18 protein-coding genes and 1 pseudogene are annotated in these 19,089 nt (G+C 60.4%); 13 read left to right on the forward strand and 6 right to left on the reverse strand.

The genetic code is table 11. The features are described from left to right. Positions 1-203 precede the first annotated feature (203 nt). Entirely contained in the window at positions 204-1,793 is a 1,590-nt protein-coding gene (locus ACGSLL_RS07470) for an ABC transporter substrate-binding protein (RefSeq protein WP_394504534.1), read from the forward strand. A gap of 77 nt (positions 1,794-1,870) precedes the next feature. Here the strand turns inward: ACGSLL_RS07470 and radC are convergent, their stop codons facing one another. Then, the gene (gene radC / locus ACGSLL_RS07475; RefSeq protein WP_090287512.1) at positions 1,871-2,545 is read right to left on the reverse strand and encodes a RadC family protein; all 675 of its coding nucleotides are present in this window, start codon (positions 2,543-2,545) and stop codon (positions 1,871-1,873) included. A gap of 132 nt (positions 2,546-2,677) precedes the next feature. Between radC and coaBC the strand changes: the two genes are divergently transcribed. The 4 genes and pseudogenes from coaBC to argB all read left to right on the forward strand — a co-directional run bounded on the left by coaBC (position 2,678) and on the right by argB (position 6,911). After that, a complete protein-coding gene (coaBC, locus tag ACGSLL_RS07480) occupies positions 2,678-3,886 on the forward strand; it encodes a bifunctional phosphopantothenoylcysteine decarboxylase/phosphopantothenate--cysteine ligase CoaBC (RefSeq protein ID WP_394505008.1) in 1,209 nt (402 codons plus the stop codon). Positions 3,887-3,891: 5 nt separating this feature from the next. Beyond that, the gene (gene dut, locus ACGSLL_RS07485; RefSeq protein ID WP_208939256.1) at positions 3,892-4,347 is read left to right on the forward strand and encodes a dUTP diphosphatase; all 456 of its coding nucleotides are present in this window, start codon (positions 3,892-3,894) and stop codon (positions 4,345-4,347) included. Positions 4,348-4,611: 264 nt separating this feature from the next. Further along, positions 4,612-5,988, forward strand: a pseudogene (locus ACGSLL_RS07490) (phosphomannomutase/phosphoglucomutase); the annotation flags it as partial. Between the two features lie 17 nt (positions 5,989-6,005). After that, entirely contained in the window at positions 6,006-6,911 is a 906-nt protein-coding gene (gene argB / locus ACGSLL_RS07495) for an acetylglutamate kinase (protein WP_016772548.1), read from the forward strand. Positions 6,912-7,094: 183 nt separating this feature from the next. On the opposite strand, the gene pyrE is transcribed toward argB, so the two are convergent. Continuing rightward, positions 7,095-7,739, reverse strand: a complete 645-nt coding sequence (gene pyrE / locus ACGSLL_RS07500) for an orotate phosphoribosyltransferase (RefSeq protein ID WP_007920351.1) — start codon at positions 7,737-7,739, stop codon at positions 7,095-7,097. Positions 7,740-7,821: 82 nt separating this feature from the next. Between pyrE and ACGSLL_RS07505 the strand changes: the two genes are divergently transcribed. Beyond that, the gene (locus ACGSLL_RS07505) at positions 7,822-8,601 is read left to right on the forward strand and encodes an exodeoxyribonuclease III (protein ID WP_007920349.1); all 780 of its coding nucleotides are present in this window, start codon (positions 7,822-7,824) and stop codon (positions 8,599-8,601) included. 76 nt (positions 8,602-8,677) lie between these two features. Here the strand turns inward: ACGSLL_RS07505 and gltS are convergent, their stop codons facing one another. From gltS to rph, 3 genes are all read right to left on the reverse strand, one after another. Then, positions 8,678-9,886: a sodium/glutamate symporter gene (gltS, locus tag ACGSLL_RS07510; RefSeq protein WP_394504537.1), complete on the reverse strand. Its 1,209-nt coding sequence runs from the start codon at positions 9,884-9,886 to the stop codon at positions 8,678-8,680. A 367-nt stretch (positions 9,887-10,253) separates the two neighbouring features. Beyond that, the gene (locus ACGSLL_RS07515) at positions 10,254-10,622 is read right to left on the reverse strand and encodes a DUF4870 domain-containing protein (RefSeq protein WP_203420003.1); all 369 of its coding nucleotides are present in this window, start codon (positions 10,620-10,622) and stop codon (positions 10,254-10,256) included. Between the two features lie 28 nt (positions 10,623-10,650). Further along, positions 10,651-11,373, reverse strand: a complete 723-nt coding sequence (rph, locus tag ACGSLL_RS07520; RefSeq protein ID WP_090287527.1) for a ribonuclease PH — start codon at positions 11,371-11,373, stop codon at positions 10,651-10,653. A gap of 268 nt (positions 11,374-11,641) precedes the next feature. On the opposite strand from rph, the gene ACGSLL_RS07525 reads away from it, so the two are divergent. From ACGSLL_RS07525 to ACGSLL_RS07550, 6 genes are all read left to right on the forward strand, one after another. Next, positions 11,642-12,505 (forward strand): YicC/YloC family endoribonuclease, encoded by an 864-nt coding sequence (locus tag ACGSLL_RS07525; RefSeq protein WP_394504540.1) that lies wholly within the window; start codon positions 11,642-11,644, stop codon positions 12,503-12,505. Between the two features lie 13 nt (positions 12,506-12,518). Further along, positions 12,519-13,139 carry a guanylate kinase gene (gene gmk / locus ACGSLL_RS07530; RefSeq protein WP_039757364.1) on the forward strand — a complete coding sequence of 207 codons (621 nt, stop codon included), beginning with the start codon at positions 12,519-12,521 and terminating at the stop codon, positions 13,137-13,139. Positions 13,140-13,307: 168 nt separating this feature from the next. Then, a complete protein-coding gene (rpoZ, locus tag ACGSLL_RS07535; RefSeq protein ID WP_039757363.1) occupies positions 13,308-13,571 on the forward strand; it encodes a DNA-directed RNA polymerase subunit omega in 264 nt (87 codons plus the stop codon). Positions 13,572-13,628: 57 nt separating this feature from the next. After that, positions 13,629-15,734: a bifunctional GTP diphosphokinase/guanosine-3',5'-bis pyrophosphate 3'-pyrophosphohydrolase gene (gene spoT, locus ACGSLL_RS07540; protein WP_007920338.1), complete on the forward strand. Its 2,106-nt coding sequence runs from the start codon at positions 13,629-13,631 to the stop codon at positions 15,732-15,734. A gap of 27 nt (positions 15,735-15,761) precedes the next feature. Next, positions 15,762-16,142: a RidA family protein gene (locus ACGSLL_RS07545; RefSeq protein ID WP_003229509.1), complete on the forward strand. Its 381-nt coding sequence runs from the start codon at positions 15,762-15,764 to the stop codon at positions 16,140-16,142. Between the two features lie 69 nt (positions 16,143-16,211). Continuing rightward, complete coding sequence (locus ACGSLL_RS07550) at positions 16,212-16,952, forward strand: putative periplasmic lipoprotein (RefSeq protein ID WP_394504544.1); 741 nt, start codon at positions 16,212-16,214, stop codon at positions 16,950-16,952. A gap of 136 nt (positions 16,953-17,088) precedes the next feature. Here ACGSLL_RS07550 and ACGSLL_RS07555 read toward each other — a convergent pair whose 3' ends face one another. Then, the gene (locus tag ACGSLL_RS07555; protein ID WP_394504546.1) at positions 17,089-17,946 is read right to left on the reverse strand and encodes an SDR family oxidoreductase; all 858 of its coding nucleotides are present in this window, start codon (positions 17,944-17,946) and stop codon (positions 17,089-17,091) included. Positions 17,947-18,134: 188 nt separating this feature from the next. On the opposite strand from ACGSLL_RS07555, the gene exbB reads away from it, so the two are divergent. Beyond that, positions 18,135-19,088 carry a tonB-system energizer ExbB gene (exbB, locus tag ACGSLL_RS07560; RefSeq protein ID WP_394504548.1) on the forward strand — a complete coding sequence of 318 codons (954 nt, stop codon included), beginning with the start codon at positions 18,135-18,137 and terminating at the stop codon, positions 19,086-19,088. The last annotated feature ends 1 nt before the right edge of the window (position 19,089 follow it).

Raw genomic sequence — 19,089 nt, forward strand, 5'->3', positions numbered from 1 at the left:
ACGGCGGTTTTTACCACTCGTCGTAGAAAATCCCCTGCAACGGCATTTCAGACTTTTCCCTGAGCACCGCAACTTGAAACAGTGTCGTCGCGGTGCCTGGAAATTGCAAAAAGGGGATAGTCATTTGCAATTCAGACCTCTAGGGTAGGACTTTTCCAGACTGCACTTGCAGATGGGCCTTCGATCTGTAAAGGAAACCGACCATGCGCCTCGCTGCCCTACCCCTGTTGCTCGCCCCGCTGTTGCTAAGCCCTCTGGTCCAGGCCGCCGCGCTGAGCGTCTGTACCGAGGCCAGCCCCGAAGGGTTCGACGTGGTGCAGTACAACTCGCTGACCACCACCAATGCCTCCGCCGATGTGCTGATGAATCGCCTGGTGGATTTCGACACTGCCAGTGGCAAGGTCGTGCCGAGCCTGGCCGACAGCTGGGAAGTCAGCACCGACGGGCTGACGTACGTGTTCAAGCTGCATCCGCAAGTGAAGTTTCATGCCACTGACTATTTCAAACCGAGCCGCGAGTTGACCGCTGAAGACGTCAAATTCAGTTTCGACCGTATGCTCGACCCGGCCAACCCGTGGCACAAAGTCGCGCAGAGCGGCTTCCCCCACGCGCAGTCGATGCAATTGCCGGCGCTGATCAAGAAAATCGATGCACTCGACCCGCTGACCGTGCGCTTTACCCTTGATCACCCGGACTCGACTTTCCTCGCCACCCTGAGCATGGGCTTCGCTTCGATCTACTCGGCCGAGTACGCCGACAAGCTGATGAAAGCCGGCGCGACCGACAAGCTCAACAGCCAGCCGATCGGCACCGGCCCGTTCGTGTTCAATCGCTTTCAAAAGGACGCGGCGATCCGCTACAAGGCCAACCCGGATTACTTCCGTGGCAAGCCTGCGGTCGATCCGCTGATCTTCGCCATCACCCCGGACGCCAACGTGCGTCTGCAAAAACTGCGGCGCAATGAATGCCAGATCGCCCTGTCGCCGAAACCACTCGACGTACAAGCCGCGCTGAAAGAGCCGACGCTGAAAGTCGAAAAGACTGACGCGTTCATGACCGCTTTCGTTGGCATCAACAGTCAGCATCCGCCGCTGGACAAGCCGGAAGTGCGTCAGGCCATCAACCTCGCCTTCGACAAGACGAACTACATCAAAGCCGTGTTCGAAGACACCGCCGAAGCCGCCAATGGCCCGTATCCACCGAACACCTGGAGCTACGCGAAGAACCTGCCGGGCTACCCGCACGACGCGGCGAAAGCCAAGGCGCTGCTGGCCAAGGCCGGGCTGAAGGATGGCTTTCAGACCACGATCTGGACGCGGCCATCGGGCAGCCTGCTCAACCCGAACCCGAGCCTCGGCGCGCAGATGTTGCAGTCGGACCTGGCTGAAATCGGCATTCAGGCGGAAATCCGCGTCATCGAATGGGGCGAGCTGATTCGCCGCGCCAAGGCTGGCGAGCACGATCTGCTGTTCATGGGCTGGGCCGGTGACAACGGCGACCCGGACAACTTCCTCACGCCGCAGTTTTCCTGCGCGGCGGTCAAGTCCGGCACCAACTTCGCCCGCTACTGCAATGCCGATCTGGACAAGCTGATCAGCGCGGGCAAGACCACCAGCGAACAAGGCGTGCGCACCAAACTGTATGAACAGGCGCAGGCGCAGATTCAGCAGCAGGCATTGTGGCTGCCGCTGGCGCATCCGACCGCCTATGCGCTGACGCGCAAGGACGTGCAGGGTTATGCCGTCAGCCCGTTCGGCCGCCAGGACTACTCCAGAATCAGCCTCAAGCCCTAAGCGGCAAGCCCCAAGCTAGAGCCGAACGCGCACGGCTCTAGCTTGCCGCTTGTAGCTGCATACTTGCAGCTGCCTTTTTACATCCAGCCACACTCCGCCATCGACAGCGGCTCGCCATCGCCGACGATGAAGTGATCCAGCACCCGCACATCGATCAGTTCCAGAGTCTTTTGCAGCCGCTTGGTCAGCAGCCGATCCGCCTGACTGGGGTCGGTATTGCCCGAGGGATGGTTATGACACAGGATCACCGCCGCCGCGTTATTGGCCAGTGCGCGCTTCACCACTTCCCGGGGATGCACGCTGGTGTTGTCGATCGAGCCGCGAAACAGTGCTTCGAAATTCAGCACCTGATGTTTGGAATCGAGAAACAGGCAGCCAAACACTTCGTGCGGCTCGTGCCGCAGCATCGCTTTGAGGTAGTCGCGCACGACTTGCGGGTTTTCCAGTGCCGGTTTCTGCCTCGACCGTTCGGCCAGATGGCGCTTGCTCATTTCCTGTGCGGCTTGCAGTTGCGCATACTTCGCCGGCCCGAGCCCCATTTGTTTACTGAATGCGTCCTGATCGGCCTCGAGCAGTAAACGCAGGCTGCCGAATTGCTTCAGCAGATGTCGCGCCAAGTCCACGGCGCTTGTTCCGGGTACCCCGGTGCGCAGAAAAATCGCCAGCAACTCGGCGTCCGAAAGGCTCCCTGCCCCGTGCTCCAACAACCTCTCCCGCGGCCGCTCCGCCGCCGGCCAATCGCGAATACTCATACACACTCCCTGTCTGTGGGCGCCGCTGTTCCGTAGCGGTCGCTGTGATATCGTAGCCCATCTTTTTTGCGCGCGATTCAACCCTGGGGAGGGGCTCGCCGCGCAGTCATCAACGAAATGAAAGGCAGACCTATGCAGCGGCTGTATCGGAAACGCATCGTTCTGGGCGTCGGCGGCGGCATTGCGGCCTACAAGAGCGCCGATCTGGTTCGCCGCCTGATCGACCAGGGCGCCGAAGTGCGCGTGGTCATGACCCATGGCGGCGCCGAGTTCATTACCCCGCTGACCATGCAGGCCCTGTCGGGCCACCCGGTGCATCTCGACCTGCTCGACCCGGCCGCCGAAGCCGCGATGGGCCATATCGAGCTGGCGAAGTGGGCCGATCTGGTCCTGATCGCCCCGGCCACCGCCGACCTGATTGCACGCCTTGCACAAGGCATCGCCAACGATCTGCTGACCACGCTGGTGCTGGCCACCGACGCCGTCGTCGCCGTCGCACCGGCAATGAATCAAGCGATGTGGCGCGACCCGGCGACTCAGGCCAACCTGCAACTGCTCGAAAGCCGCGGCCTGAAGACCTTTGGCCCGGCGTCAGGCAGCCAGGCCTGCGGCGACGTCGGCATGGGCCGCATGATGGAAGCCACCGATCTGGCGCTGCTCGCCGCCGACTGTTTCCAGCGTCAGGCGCTGACCGGCAAGCACGTCGTCATCACCGCCGGCCCGACCCAGGAAAACATCGACCCGGTGCGCTACATCACCAACCACAGCTCGGGAAAAATGGGCTTTGCCCTCGCCGAAGCAGCGGTAGAAGCCGGCGCCCGCGTCACCCTGATCAGTGGCCCGGTGCACCTGCCAACCCCCGATCGCGTCACGCGGATCGACGTGGTCAGCGCCCGCGACATGCTTGCCGCCTGCGAGTCGGCGATTCCGTGCGACGTATTCATTGCTTCGGCAGCGGTGGCGGATTACCGCCCGGAAGTCGTCGCCCCGCAAAAACTCAAGAAAGACCCTGCGAGCGGTGACGGTTTCGTCCTGCAAATGGTGCGCAACCCGGACATCCTCGCCAGCATCGCGACCCGTCCCGACCGTCCGTTCAGTGTCGGCTTCGCTGCCGAGACCGAACACCTGCTCGACTACGCTGCACGCAAGCTGAAGGACAAGAATCTCGATTTGATCGTCGCCAACGACGTCGCCAACCCGAGCATCGGTTTCAACAGCGAAGAAAACGCCTGCAGCGTCATCGACCGTGAGCTGCACGCCACGGTTTTCGCCCAGACCAGCAAGGGCAAGATCGCTCGCCAGCTGGTCACTTTTATCGCCGAACGTCTGAACCAGGTTTAATTTACATGCACGCTTTGCAAGCCAAGATCCTCGACCCACGCATCGGCACCGACTTCCCGCTGCCGCAATACGCCACCCCGGGCTCCGCCGGCCTCGACCTGCGCGCCATGCTGGATCAGGACACCGTGATCAAGCCGGGTGAAACCGTGCTGATCCCCACCGGGCTGTCGGTCTACATCGGCGACCCGAACCTGGCCGCGCTGATCCTGCCGCGCTCGGGCATGGGCCATAAACACGGCATCGTGCTGGGCAACCTTGTCGGCCTGATCGACTCCGACTACCAGGGCCCGCTGATGGTGTCTTGCTGGAACCGTGGCCAGAGCGATTTCACCATGACCGTTGGCGAACGTCTGGCGCAACTGGTGCTGGTGCCGGTGGTGCAGGCGCACTTCGAAATGGTCGAGGAGTTCGTCGAAACCGAACGCGGCACCGGCGGCTTCGGGCACACCGGAACGAAGTGATCCGGTCGGCTGATCCTGTGGTGAGCCAGCTCGCTGGCGCACCACAAACCGAAATTGTCATCTGCAAGGTTTAGCGCGGTAAATCAAGGCATTGGCCGGCCAAAGCCCTGCTGCACGGGGTGTCATGGCCCTTTCATAGCACGAACTCTCTGTGGAAAACGCCGTCATACCCTTCAGTTTGAGCCTGCCGTCGAACGATTCGTCGGCCTGTCCCGCCACTTTCCAGATGGAGCATTTGTGCAGATGAGCACTCCAGCCAAGATCGCCCCGACCCTCCCCGAGAGCATTTTCCGCGCCTATGACATTCGCGGCACCGTGCCGGATTTTCTCAACGGTGAAACCGCTTACTGGATTGGCCGCGCCATCGGCTCGCAGAGCCTGGCCCAGGGCGAGCCGAATGTGTCGGTCGGTCGTGACGGCCGCCTGTCCGGCCCGGAGCTGGTTGCCGAGCTGATTCGCGGCATCGCCGAAAGTGGTTGCCACGTCAGCGATGTCGGCCTGGTGCCGACACCGGCGCTGTATTACGCGGCCAACGTGCTGGCCGGCAAGTCCGGCGTGATGCTCACCGGCAGTCACAACCCGTCGAATTACAACGGCTTCAAGATCGTGATCGCCGGCGACACCCTCGCCAACGAGCAAATTCAAGTACTGCACCAGCGCATCAAGAACAACGACCTGAGCAGCGGCCAGGGCAGCGTCACCCAGGTTGAAATTCTCGACCGCTACAACACCGAAATCGTCCAGGACATCAAACTGGCCCGTCGCCTGAAAGTCGTGGTCGACTGCGGCAACGGTGCTGCCGGCGTGATCGCCCCGCAACTGATCGAAGCGCTGAACTGCGAAGTCATTCCGTTGTTCTGCGAAGTCGACGGCAACTTCCCTAACCATCACCCGGATCCGGGCAAGCCGGAGAACCTTGTCGACCTGATCGCCAAGGTCAAGGAAACCAACGCCGATATCGGCCTGGCTTTCGACGGCGACGGCGACCGCGTCGGCGTGGTAACCAACACCGGCAGCATCGTTTACCCGGATCGCCTGCTGATGCTGTTCGCCCGTGATGTGGTGGCACGCAACCCGGACGCGGAAATCATCTTCGACGTCAAATGCACCCGCCGCCTGGTGCCACTGATCAAGGAATACGGCGGTCGGCCGCTAATGTGGAAGACCGGTCACTCGTTGATCAAAAAGAAAATGAAACAGTCCGGCGCATTGCTGGCCGGGGAAATGAGCGGGCACATCTTCTTCAAGGAACGCTGGTTCGGTTTCGATGACGGCATCTACAGCGCTGCACGCCTGCTGGAGATCCTCAGCAAGGAAAAATCCACTGCGGAAGAGCTGTTTGCGACCTTCCCGAACGATATTTCTACGCCGGAAATCAATATCCATGTGACCGAAGAGAGCAAATTCAGCATCATTGATGCACTGCACGATGCTCAGTGGGGTGAAGGCGCTGACCTGACCACCATCGACGGCGTGCGGGTCGATTACGCCAAAGGCTGGGGCCTGGTGCGCGCCTCCAACACCACTCCGGTGCTGGTGCTGCGCTTCGAGGCCGATGACGAGGCTGAATTGCAGCGCATCAAGGATGTGTTTCACGCCCAACTGAAACGCGTTGCACCTGATCTCCAACTACCGTTCTGATCCACCCGGAGCCCTGAATGACCCTCGAACGCGAAGCCGCCGCCAACACTGCCAAGGTCCTGTCCGAAGCACTGCCTTACATCCGACGTTATGTCGGCAAGACCCTGGTGATCAAATACGGCGGCAACGCGATGGAAAGCGAGGAGCTGAAAACCGGCTTCGCCCGCGACATCGTGCTGATGAAAGCCGTGGGTATCAACCCGGTGGTGGTACATGGCGGCGGACCGCAGATCGGTGATCTGCTCAAGCGCCTGTCGATCGAGAGCCATTTCGTCGACGGCATGCGCGTGACCGACGCGGCGACCATGGACGTGGTGGAAATGGTCCTGGGTGGTCAGGTCAACAAGAGCATCGTCAACCTGATCAACCGCCACGGCGGCAGCGCCATCGGCCTGACCGGTAAAGACGCCGGGCTGATTCGTGCGAAGAAGCTCACCGTTTCGCGCCAGACCCCGGAGATGACCCAACCGGAAATCATCGACATCGGTCACGTCGGCGAAGTGGTCGGGATCAACACCGAGCTGCTGAACCTGCTGGTCAAAGGCAACTTCATCCCGGTGATCGCGCCGATCGGTGTGGGTGAGAACGGCGAGTCTTACAACATCAACGCGGATTTGGTGGCCGGTAAGGTTGCCGAAGCGCTGAAGGCCGAGAAACTGATGCTGCTGACCAACATCGCCGGCCTGATGGACAAGTCGGGCACCGTGCTGACCGGGCTGAGCACGCAACAGGTCGACGACCTGATCGCCGACGGCACCATCTACGGCGGCATGCTGCCGAAGATCCGTTGCGCGCTGGAAGCGGTTCAGGGCGGTGTCGGCAGTTCGTTGATCATCGACGGCCGCGTGCCGAATGCGATTCTGCTGGAAATCTTCACCGACACCGGTGTGGGTACCCTGATCAGCAATCGCAAGCGTCCGTAAGCAGTCGCGCAAAAAAAAGCCCCCGCTCAGTCTGGCTGAGCGGGGGCTTTTTTTCGCTGCAAAACCCTAGTGGAAGAACTTATGTGGGAGCGAGCCTGCTCGCGAATACCGACTTCCATTCAACAGTGATGTCGACTGTCAGGACGCTTTCGCGAGCGGGCTCGCTCCCACAAAAGCCGGCGCTTAAACGCCGAACTGGGCGCGATACGCTTCCACGGCCGGCAAGTGCTGCTTGAGCTGCGGATCGTCAGCGAGGAACTCCAGCACCTGATTCAGCGAAACAATGCTGATCACAGGAATACCGAAATCGCGCTCGACCTCCTGGATCGCCGACAGTTCGCCGTTGCCGCGCTCCTGACGATTCAGCGCGATCAGTACGCCGGCGGCCTTGGCGCCCTCCTGCGAGGCGATGATCTGCATCACCTCGCGGATTGCGGTACCGGCGGTGATCACGTCGTCAATGATCAGCACGTCACCGGTCAGCGGCGCGCCGACCAGGCTGCCACCTTCGCCGTGCGCCTTGGCTTCCTTGCGATTGAAGCACCATGGCAGGTCGCGGCCGTGATGTTCGGCCAGCGCCACGGCAGTGGTCGCGGCCAACGGGATGCCTTTGTAGGCCGGGCCGAACAGAACGTCGAAAGGAATGCCGCTTTCGGCGATGGCGGCGGCGTAGAAACGCCCCAGCTGCGCCAAGGCCGAGCCCGAGTTGAACAGGCCGGCGTTGAAGAAGTAGGGACTGGTGCGCCCGGACTTCAGGGTGAACTCACCGAAGCGCAAAACGCCGCGATCGATGGCAAAACGAATGAAATCGCGCTGATACGCTTGCATGAAAAAAACCCCAAATACCACGGATTTAGCTAATTAGCTTGACGCCGTGTATCATACACGCACGCGATTTTTGGGGCCATTTATGCGGATCATCAGTGTGAACGTCAATGGTATTCAGGCGGCAGTCGAGCGTGGTTTGCTCAGTTGGCTGCAAGCACAGAATGCCGACGTCATCTGCCTGCAGGACACCCGTGCCTCCGCCTTTGAACTGGACGACCCAGCCTTCCAACTGGATGGCTACTTCCTTTATGCCTGCGATGCTGAAGTCCCTGCCCAAGGCGGCGTGGCTTTGTATTCGCGGTTGCAACCGAAGGCTGTCATCAGCGGTCTCGGTTTCGAGACGGCCGACCGCTACGGGCGCTACCTGCAAGCAGATTTCGACAAAGTCAGTATTGCCACCTTGCTGCTTCCTTCGGGGATGAACGGCGATGAGGACTTGAACCAGAAGTTCAAGCTCATGGACGACTTCGGCAAGTACCTGGACAAACAGCGGCGCAAACGTCGCGAGTACATTTATTGTGGCTCGCTGTACGTGGCGCAGCAGAAGCTCGACATCAAGAACTGGCGCGACAGCCAGCAATCTCCAGGCTTCCTGGCGCCGGAACGGGCCTGGATGGACGAGATTGTCGGCAATATGGGCTACGTCGATGCGCTGCGTGAAGTCAGCCGCGAAGGCGACCAGTACAGCTGGTGGCCGGATAACGAACAGGCCGAGATGCTCAATCTGGGCTGGCGCTTCGATTACCAGATCCTGACACCGGGCCTGCGGCGCTTCGTGCGCAGCGCACGCCTGCCGCGTCAGCCACGGTTCTCGCAGCACGCGCCGCTGATCGTCGACTACGACTGGACGCTGACCATCTAAGCGTCGGATCGCCGCCAGAAAAAATGCCCGCATCGTCAGATGCGGGCATTTTTTTCGTCTCGAACAAAGATGCGGCCTAGACAGCGGCGAACAACGGCAAGGCCAGGTACAGCTTGATCACGATGACATTGATGATGTCGATGAAAAACGCTCCGACCATCGGCACCACCAGGAAGGCAATCTGCGACGGCCCGTAGCGCTGCGTCACCGCCTGCATGTTGGCGATGGCCGTAGGCGTGGCGCCCAACCCGAAACCGCAGTGCCCCGCAGCCAGTACGGCGGCATCGTAGTTGCTGCCCATCACCCGGAATGTCACAAAAATCGCGAACAGCGCCATGACCAGCGCCTGCACAGCGAGGATGATAAAGATCGGCAAGGCCAGCGCCGCCAGATCCCATAATTTCAGCGACATCAGAGCGATCGCCAGAAACAGCGAAAGGCTGACGTTGCCGAGTACCGAAACCTCACGCTCGAACACCTGATACAAGCCCAGTGCCGACAGGCCGTTGCGCAACACGACGCCCACGAACAGCACGCAGACAAACGTTGGCAGCTCGAAGGCCGTGCCCTGCAGAAAGCCGTTCAACAGATTGCCCGCCAGCAGGCTGACGGCAATCAACGCCAGCGTTTCGACGAATGAAAATGGCGTGATCGAGCGCTCCTTGTTCGGCTGCTCAAAGCCTTTTGGCAGTCGCGGAGCTTGCTCCTGATTGCAACCGGGCACTTGCACACGCTTGATCAGCAAGCGCGCAACCGGCCCGCCGATCAGTCCGCCGAGGACCAGACCGAACGTCGCCGAGGCCAGCGCCAGTTCCGAGGCAAACGCCAGCCCATACTTTTCGCTGAACACCGTTCCCCAGGCAGCACCCGTGCCATGCCCGCCCGCCAGAGTGATCGAACCGGTCAGCAGACCCATCAGAGGGTCAAGCCCAAGCAGAGTTGCCAGCCCGATACCCATCGCGTTCTGCACCACCAGCAAGCCGATAACTGCCAGCAGGAATATCCCGACTACGCGGCCACCCTTTTTCAGGCTGGCGAGGTCCGCACTCAAGCCAATCGTCGCGAAGAACGCCAACATCAGCGGCGTTTGCAGGGAAGTATCAAAGCGCACTTCAATATCAAACGTGCGCAGTATCAATAACAGCACGGCGACGACCAGACCGCCCGCCACCGGCTCGGGAATATTGTAACTTCGCAAAAAGCCGACACGCGCAACAAGTCCGCGCCCCAGCAGTAACACTAATGAAGCGGCCACGAGCGTGCCGTAAAAATCGAGCTGAATCATGTGGATTATTCTTGGCTATGTATTCAGGAGGCGAGCGTGTACCTGGGCTCGACTCGTGAACCGGCTGATTTTCTCAACACTGATTACTGGAAAATTCAAGAGCCTTCGATGGCTTGAACATATCGAGATGTTTCAACAGAAACATGACGCCGGGCAACTTTAACAATCGACTCCAGGTAATAACAAGAACTGGAGCAGATTCTATGCAAAGTAGTTGTGACGAAAGATGTATATACGAAACATCTATTAATATAGAAGCACCACCCGTCAAAAAAAGACTATTCCCACGACAAAAGGAAACTAATGGTATTGCACAAATAAAAAACGCCCTGATAACTTAGGGCGTTAATCGAGATCCAGCGTCCGCTTACTTAATCAACCGCCAGGTGAACGGATATCGATAAGGGAAGCCTTCATTGGCCTTGACCCCGGCAATGATCGTCAACACCAGCGCAGCAATGGCCAGCAGGCCAAACAGGAAGAACCCGATGATCAGCACCATCAGCAAAAAACAGATAGCCGACGCGATTGCCACAGTGATCTGGAAATTCAAGGCTTCCTTGCCCTGGGCATCAATGAACGGGTCCATCTCGCGCTTCATCTGCCACAGGATCAGCGGCCCGATCAGCGTGCCGAACGGAATCCAGATCCCCAGCAAGGCAGACAAGTGACAAAACATCGCCCATTGGCGAACCTCATGGCTCGGTTTGGGCAGCAGCTCTTGCTCATCACTCATCGCGTCCTCCTTGCGGTTGGAAACCTGTTCAGTCGGCCAATGCAGCCTTTTGCAGTTCGAAGATTTCGTTCATGCCTTTCTTCGCCAGTTCCAGCATGGCGTTCAGGTCTTCAGGCTGGAACGGCGCGCCTTCAGCGGTGCCCTGCACCTCGATGAAACCACCGGTGCTGGTCATCACCACGTTCAGATCGGTCTCGGCAGCGGAATCTTCAAGATAGTCCAGATCCAGCACCGCCTCGCCCTGATACATGCCGACCGATACCGCGCCGATCATCTGCTTGAGAGGGTCGCCGCCCTTCAGCCCGCCACGTTTCTTGATCACTTTAAGTGCATCGACCAGCGCAACCATGGCGCCGGTGATCGATGCCGTGCGGGTGCCGCCATCAGCCTGGATCACGTCGCAGTCGACGTACAGGGTCACGTCGCCCAGCTTGGACATGTCCAGCGCCGCGCGCAGGGAACGGCCGATCAGGCGCTGGATTTCCAGGGTGCGGCCGCCCTGCTTGCCGCGGCTCGCTTCACGCTGGTTACGCTCGCCGGTAGCGCGCGGCAGCATGCCGTACTCAGCCGTCAGCCAGCCCTGGCCCTGCCCTTTGAGGAAACGCGGCACGCCGTTTTCGACGCTGACGGTGCAGATGACTTTGGTATCACCGAATTCGACCAGCACCGATCCTTCGGCGTGTTTGGTGTAGTTGCGGGTAATGCGGATCGAGCGGAGCTGATCGGCAGCGCGACCACTTGGACGTTTCATAGGAAATACCTGTACTGAGGACGGAAAACTACCGAGCATTATAGAGCGGTGCACCGCGCCTGGGCACTGGTTAAAAAACCGGGGCGACCGGTGAAGGTTGTGAAACGCACGTTACCGACGGGCTGCAGCGCTTTGTCACACCGTGTGTTTGGGCGCATTCGCCGCACTGCGCTACAATCCTGCGCCTTTGCTGCCAGTCGGCTTACATTCATTGATATCGCGCCTGCGGAACCCCTGCTGCGCCGATCTGCATTGCGAGGTCACCGCCATGGTGCACAGCATGACCGCCTTCGCCCGCGTCGAGAAAGCCGGCGCCCAGGGCACCCTGAGCTGGGAACTGCGCTCGGTCAACAGCCGCTATCTGGAACCGCACCTGCGTCTGCCGGAGTCGTTTCGCGACCTCGAAGGCGCCGTGCGCGAAGCGTTACGCCAGGGCCTGTCGCGGGGCAAGCTCGAATGCACCCTGCGCTTCACCGAAGAAAGCACTGGCAAGGCGCTGCAGATCGACCGCGAGCGCGCGGCGCAACTGGTCGCTGCTGCCGAAGCCATCGCTGGCTTGATCAACAACCCTGCGGCATTGAACCCTCTGGAAGTGCTGGCCTGGCCCGGCGTGCTGGTGGGTGATGCGACTGACCCACAAGCGCTGAACGCCGAGGCCCTGGCGCTGTTCAATCAGGGCCTCAAGGAGTTGAAGGCCGGCCGCGAGCGCGAAGGCGCAGAGCTGGCCCGCTTGATCAACGATCGTCTGACCTCAATCGAAGAAGACGTCGTGACCCTGCGCGAGCTGGTCCCGCAAATGCTCGCCACCCAGCGCCAGAAGGTCCTCGACCGCTTCGCTGACATGAAGGCCGAGCTGGATCCGCAGCGTCTGGAGCAGGAAATGGTCCTGCTCGCGCAAAAAAGCGACGTCGCCGAAGAACTGGATCGCCTGAGCACCCACATCATCGAAGTGCGCCGGGTGCTCAAGTCCGGCGGCGCGGCCGGACGCCGCCTCGACTTCCTGATGCAGGAGCTCAACCGCGAAGCCAACACACTGGGCTCCAAGGCCTTCGACCCGCGCAGCACCCAGGCCGCCGTCAACCTCAAAGTGTTGATCGAGCAGATGCGCGAACAAGTGCAGAACATTGAGTAAGGCTACCCCCGACATGACCCAACACACCGGCACCCTGTACATCATTTCCGCGCCATCGGGCGCGGGCAAGAGCAGCCTGGTCAAGGCCTTGACCGACGCTGACCCGGAGATTCGCGTTTCCGTCTCCCACACCACCCGCGCCATGCGCCCGGGCGAAGTGGACGGCGTGAACTATCACTTCGTGACCCGCGAAGAGTTCGTGAAAATGGGCGAGCACGGCGATTTCCTTGAACGCGCCGAAGTCTTCGGCAACTTCTACGGCACCTCGCAAAGCCGCCTGCAGCAGACGCTGGACGAAGGCCATGACCTGATTCTGGAAATCGACTGGCAAGGCGCCGAGCAAGTGCGCAAGCTGATGCCGCAAGCGCGCTCGATCTTCATCCTGCCGCCATCGCTGCAAGCCCTGCACCAGCGCCTGACCAACCGTGGCCAGGACAGCGATGAAATCATCGACGGGCGGATGCGCGAAGCGGTCAGCGAGATGAGCCACTACGTCGATTACGATTACCTGATCATCAACGACGATTTCGCCCACGCGCTGGACGATCTGAAGGCGATTTTCCGCGCCAATCAGCTGCAACAGAAGCGCCAACAGGTGCGTTTCGGCAAATTGCTGGCTGAACTGCTCGGTTAAAACAGCACTTCCCAAAACGCCTGCAAGCGCTTTACATTGGTGCTTGCAGCGCGTTGAAGGGCTTGGTCAAAAAATCAGCGCTTCCCTAATCGCTGGTGATTTTTTAAACTGCTGAGTCCGCTTGCCCATTCGGGCAGCGCGCATATTGCATTCGCTCCGAGGAATACCATGGCCCGCGTAACCGTTGAAGACTGCCTAGAACACGTGGAAAACCGCTTTGAGCTGGTCATGCTCTCTACCAAGCGTGCCCGTCAACTGGCCACCGGCGGCAAAGAGCCACTGGTTCAGTGGGAAAACGACAAGCCGACTGTTGTCGCGCTGCGTGAAATTGCTGAAGGCGTGATGAGCTACGAGTACATCGCCGAGCAGGAAATCGTCCAGGATGAGCCGCTGTTCGCAGCGTTCGAGGACGAGTCCAACGAGGCCGTCTAAGCCTATGCCTGGTCGACGTAGCACGGCGCGGGATCACAGCTTGCGGCAGGATTTATCATGCCGAGCATAGACGCCCTCGCCGATCGCTTATCGACCTACCTCGGCAACGACCAGGTCAACCTGGTCCGCCGAGCGTATTTCTACGCCGAACAAGCCCATGACGGTCAACGCCGTCGCAGCGGCGAGGCGTACGTCACGCATCCTCTTGCGGTGGCGAATATTCTTGCCGACATGCACATGGACCATCAGAGCCTGATGGCGGCGATGCTGCATGACGTGATCGAAGACACCGGTATCGCCAAAGAGGCGCTGCAAGCGCAGTTCGGTGAAACCGTGGCCGAACTGGTCGACGGGGTCAGCAAACTGACCCAGATGAACTTCGAGACCAAAGCCGAGGCCCAGGCGGAAAACTTCCAGAAAATGGCCATGGCCATGGCCCGCGACATTCGCGTGATCCTGGTCAAGCTTGCCGACCGCCTGCACAACATGCGCACGCTGGAAGTGCTGTCCGGGGAAAAGCGCCGGCGCATCGCCAAGGAAACCCTCGAGATCTACGCGCCCATTGCCAACCGCCTGGGCATGCACGCTATTCGTATCGAATTCGAAGACCTCGGCTTCAAGGCCATGCACCCGATGCGTTCCGCGCGGATCTACCAGGCGGTCAAGCGCGCCCGGGGCAATCGCAAGGAAATCGTCAACAAGATCGAAGAATCCCTCGGCCATTGCCTCGCCATCGACGGCATCCAGGGTGAAGTCAGCGGTCGGCAGAAACACCTTTACGGCATCTACAAGAAGATGCGCGGCAAGCGCCGGGCCTTCAACGAGATCATGGACGTCTACGCGTTCCGGATCATCGTCGACAAGGTCGATACCTGCTATCGCGTGCTCGGTGCTGTGCATAATCTGTACAAACCGTTACCGGGGCGCTTCAAGGATTACATCGCGATCCCCAAGGCCAACGGCTATCAGTCGCTGCATACCACACTGTTCGGCATGCACGGCGTACCGATCGAAATCCAGATCCGCACCCGCGAAATGGAAGAGATGGCCAACAACGGCATCGCTGCCCATTGGCTGTACAAATCCAGCGGTGACGAGCAGCCGAAAGGCACGCATGCCCGTGCCCGTCAGTGGGTCAAAGGCGTGCTGGAAATGCAGCAACGCGCCGGCAATTCGCTGGAATTCATCGAAAGCGTAAAAATCGACCTGTTCCCGGACGAGGTCTACGTGTTCACGCCCAAGGGCCGGATTATGGAGCTGCCAAAAGGCTCCACGGCGGTCGACTTTGCCTACGCGGTGCACACCGACGTCGGCAACAGCTGCATCGCCTGCCGGATCAACCGTCGTCTCGCACCGCTGTCCGAACCGCTGCAAAGCGGCTCCACGGTCGAGATCGTCAGCGCTCCCGGCGCCCGGCCGAACCCGGCGTGGCTCAACTTCGTGGTCACCGGCAAGGCGCGCACGCACATACGCCATGCGCTGAAATTGCAGCGCCGCTCCGAGTCCATCAGTCTCGGCGAGCGCCTGCTGAACAAGGTCCTCAACGGTTTCGACAGCTCGCTGGAGAAGATTCCGGCCGAACGCGTCAAGGCGATGCTCACCGAGTACCGCCTCGAACTGATCGAAGACCTGCTCGAAGACATTGGCTTGGGCAATCGCATGGCCTACGTGGTCGCCCGTCGCCTGCTCGGCGAAGGCGAGCAACTGCCGAGCCCGGAAGGCCCGCTGGCGATTCGCGGCACCGAAGGCCTGGTACTCAGCTACGCCAAATGCTGCACGCCGATCCCGGGTGACCCGATTGTCGGCCACCTGTCGGCAGGCAAAGGCATGGTCGTGCACCTGGACAACTGCCGCAACATCAGCGAAATCCGGCATAACCCGGAAAAATGCATCCAGCTCTCGTGGGCCAAGGATGTCACCGGCGAATTCAATGTCGAACTGCGTGTCGAGCTGGAGCACCAGCGCGGCCTGATCGCTTTGCTGGCCAGCAGCGTCAACGCGGCCGACGGCAATATCGAAAAAATCAGCATGGACGAACGCGATGGTCGCATCAGCGTCGTGCAACTGGTGGTCAGCGTCCACGACCGTGTGCACCTGGCCCGTGTAATCAAGAAACTGCGCGCCTTGACCGGAGTGATCCGCATCACCCGCATGCGTGCATAACCTGCCTATTATTACGAGGAGTCCTACATGACCAAAACCGTCATCACCAGCGACAAGGCCCCGGCCGCCATCGGTACTTACTCCCAGGCCATCAAGGCAGGCAACACCGTGTACATGTCGGGCCAGATCCCGCTGGACCCGAAAACCATGGAACTGGTCGAGGGCTTCGAAGCCCAGACCGTTCAGGTCTTCGAGAACCTCAAAGCCGTGGCCGAGGCCGCCGGTGGTTCGTTCAAGGACATCGTCAAGCTGAACATCTTCCTCACCGACCTGAGCCACTTCGCCAAGGTCAACGAGATCATGGGCAAGTACTTCGACCAGCCGTACCCGGCACGCGCCGCTATCGGCGTGGCAGCCCTGCCAAAGGGTTCGCAGGTTGAAATGGATGCCATTCTGGTCATCGAGTGATGCGCACGGCGCGGCCATCAAACGCCGCGCCGATTGCTGTGCAAGAAAAGGTTTTGAAAGGATTCCACCATGCGCAAAGCGCTAGCTCTCTCGCTGCTCGCCATATTCCTCGGCGGCTGCGCCAGCGACCCTGCCGACCGTGACATCAGCGGCACCTGGATCAACCAGGTGGCGATCGATGCCGCCGCCAAAGGTGGCCCTCTGCGCGAAGCGCTGCAGGCCTACGGCCCGAATCTGGAATGGGACGTCAACACCAAGGCCGGTCAGGCCCGTTACACCAACGGTTTTGAGAACGTCGAAGGACGGCTGCTGGGCGAAGAGTCCGGCGCCTGGAAAGTCGACTTCTATGGCAGCTCCGCCAGCGAGCTGAAACGCGACGGCAATCAACTGCAGCAAGCTGCCAGCGACAATGAACCGGAACAGCTGTTCGACCGTGCGCCGATCACCGTGCCGGAAGGCGCACCGATTGGCGCCAGCTTCGAACGCGCACTGTATTCGGCGTACATGGGCGGCAACTGGAAAATTGTCAGCGGTGAGGGCGAAGGCGCCACCGTGCAGTTTCAGGCGGACGGCCAGGTCTCCGGACTGCCGGGCGCCGACCGCTACGCCTTGTGCCTGGCGGGTGACTGCGCGTCGATGAGCAATGGCAACGACAGCATGTGGCTGCAGCTCAATGGCCAGGGCAACAACTGGATCTTTGTGCGCAAGGGCAAGGAGCTGGAAATCCTGCAGGCGGTGAACGCCGCGCTGGCGGATGAACAGCCGCAGTTTGCCGCGGGCGAGCGCAAGTGGTTGCTGGAGAAGCAGTAACCCCGATCTCAACAACGCTTTAGATTCAATGTGGGAGCGAGCCCGCTCGCGAAAGCGGTTTTACATTCAATGATGATGTTGAATGTTACGGCCTCTTCGCGAGCAGGCTCCCACAGTGTTTTGTGTGGTCAGGACGTCAGCATTTCCCTTCAAGGATCGCCGCGTAGCCTTCGCGGTAGGTCGGATAAGTCGGCAGCCATCCCAACGCCTTAACCCGAGCATTGCTGCAACGCTTGCTGCCGGTGCGCCGCACACTGGCGTCGTCCGCCCATTCAGTCACACCCAGATATTCGCGCAACCAGCCCACCACTTCTGCCAACGGCGCCGGCGCATCGTCGACACCGATGTAATAGTCCTCCAGCTTCACGCCCTGCCGATCCTTTTCCAACAGAAACGCCAGCAGCCCCGCCGCGTCATCGGCATGGATGCGGTTGCCATACAGCGGCGGCTCGACCGCCACGCGATAACCGCGACGCACCTGGGTCAGCAGCCATTCGCGGCCCGGGCCGTAAATGCCGGTCAGGCGCAGCACGCTGGCCGGGATGCCGCTGTTGAGCGCGACCTGCTCGGCTTCGAGCATCAAACGTCCGGAATAACCAGAAGCAGCAGTCTCGGACGACTCGTCGACCCACTCCCCACCCTGCTGCCCGTAAACGCTGCTGCTGGAGACGAAAACCAGGCGTTCCGGCGCTTGCCCGTAGTCATTCAGCCAACCGAGCACGTTCTGCAGACCCTGCACGTAAGCCTGGCGATATCCCTCTTCGTCATGGTCAGTCGCCGCGGCGCAATAGACCACGTAGTCAATCGCGCCGACTGGCCAGTTCGCCGGGCACTCCTCGCTGAACAGGTCGCCGGCGACGCCAGTTACGCCGTCCGGCAGTCGCGACACATTGCGCCGCAGACCAAATACGTCCCAGCCGGCAGCCAACAATTGCTTGGCCAGACGACTGCCGACATCACCACAACCGGCAATCAAAACAGAAGGCGAGGACATCAGAAAACTCCCATCGGAAAGGCACAGACTAGCGTCGGCAGAGGACGAACGGCTAGCAATGAAGGAAAAAAAGATACTCTATTACTTTTGTTAACAAGAATTACTTGCAATAATGCACGCCACTTTTGTTCTCGGCCTCACGAGGCCTGGAAGAGCATTACCGTTTTTCAATCTCAGGTCCGGCCAGCATGACACGTAATCAAACTCCCGCTTCGCCAACCAATCGACCTCGCGCCTGGAGCGCGGTGGCGGCTCTGTTGCTCAGCCTGATGCTGGCACCGACCGCTGCATTCGCTGACGCCCAGGCTCCGGCCACGCCAGCCGCTGCCGAGCAGAACGCCCCAGCCGCCGCGCCCGCTGCACCGACCGCCACCGACCCGGTACAGGCCGTGCAAGCCGTCGACGCACCTGAAGTCCTTGAAGCCGACAACAGCCTGGGCATGGCCCACGACCTGTCGCCATGGGGCATGTACCAGAACGCCGACATCATCGTGAAAATCGTGATGATCGGTCTGGCCATCGCGTCAATCATCACCTGGACCATCTGGATCGCCAAAGGCTTCGAGCTGATGGGCGCCAAGCGTCGTCTGCGTGGCGAAATCGCTGCGCTGAAAAAAGCCGCCACACTCAAGGAAGCCAGCGCCACTGCGGCGAAGGAAGGCACCCTCGCCAATCTGCTGGTACACGATGCGCTCGAAGAAATGCGCCTGTCGGCCAACAGCCGCGAGAAAGAAGGCATCAAGGAGCGCGTGAGCTTCCGCCTCGAGCGTCTGGTCGCAGCCTGCGGTCGCAACATGAGCAGCGGCACCGGCGTACTCGCCACCATCGGTTCCACAGCGCCGTTTGTCGGCCTGTTCGGTACCGTGTGGGGCATCATGAATTCCTTTATCGGCATCGCCAAAACCCAGACCACCAACCTCGCCGTCGTCGCGCCGGGTATCGCTGAAGCGCTGCTGGCCACGGCACTGGGTCTGGTTGCTGCGATTCCCGCGGTAGTGATCTACAACGTCTTCGCCCGCTCCATCGCCGGTTACAAGGCGCAGGTATCCGATGCGTCGGCAGAGGTGTTGCTGCTGGTCAGCCGCGACCTCGACCACCAGCCTGAGCGCAGCTCGCAGCCGCACATGGTCAAAGTGGGGTAAT

It is taken from the genome of Pseudomonas retamae, from assembly GCF_043496865.1.
GTDB classification, from domain to species: domain Bacteria; phylum Pseudomonadota; class Gammaproteobacteria; order Pseudomonadales; family Pseudomonadaceae; genus Aquipseudomonas; species Aquipseudomonas retamae.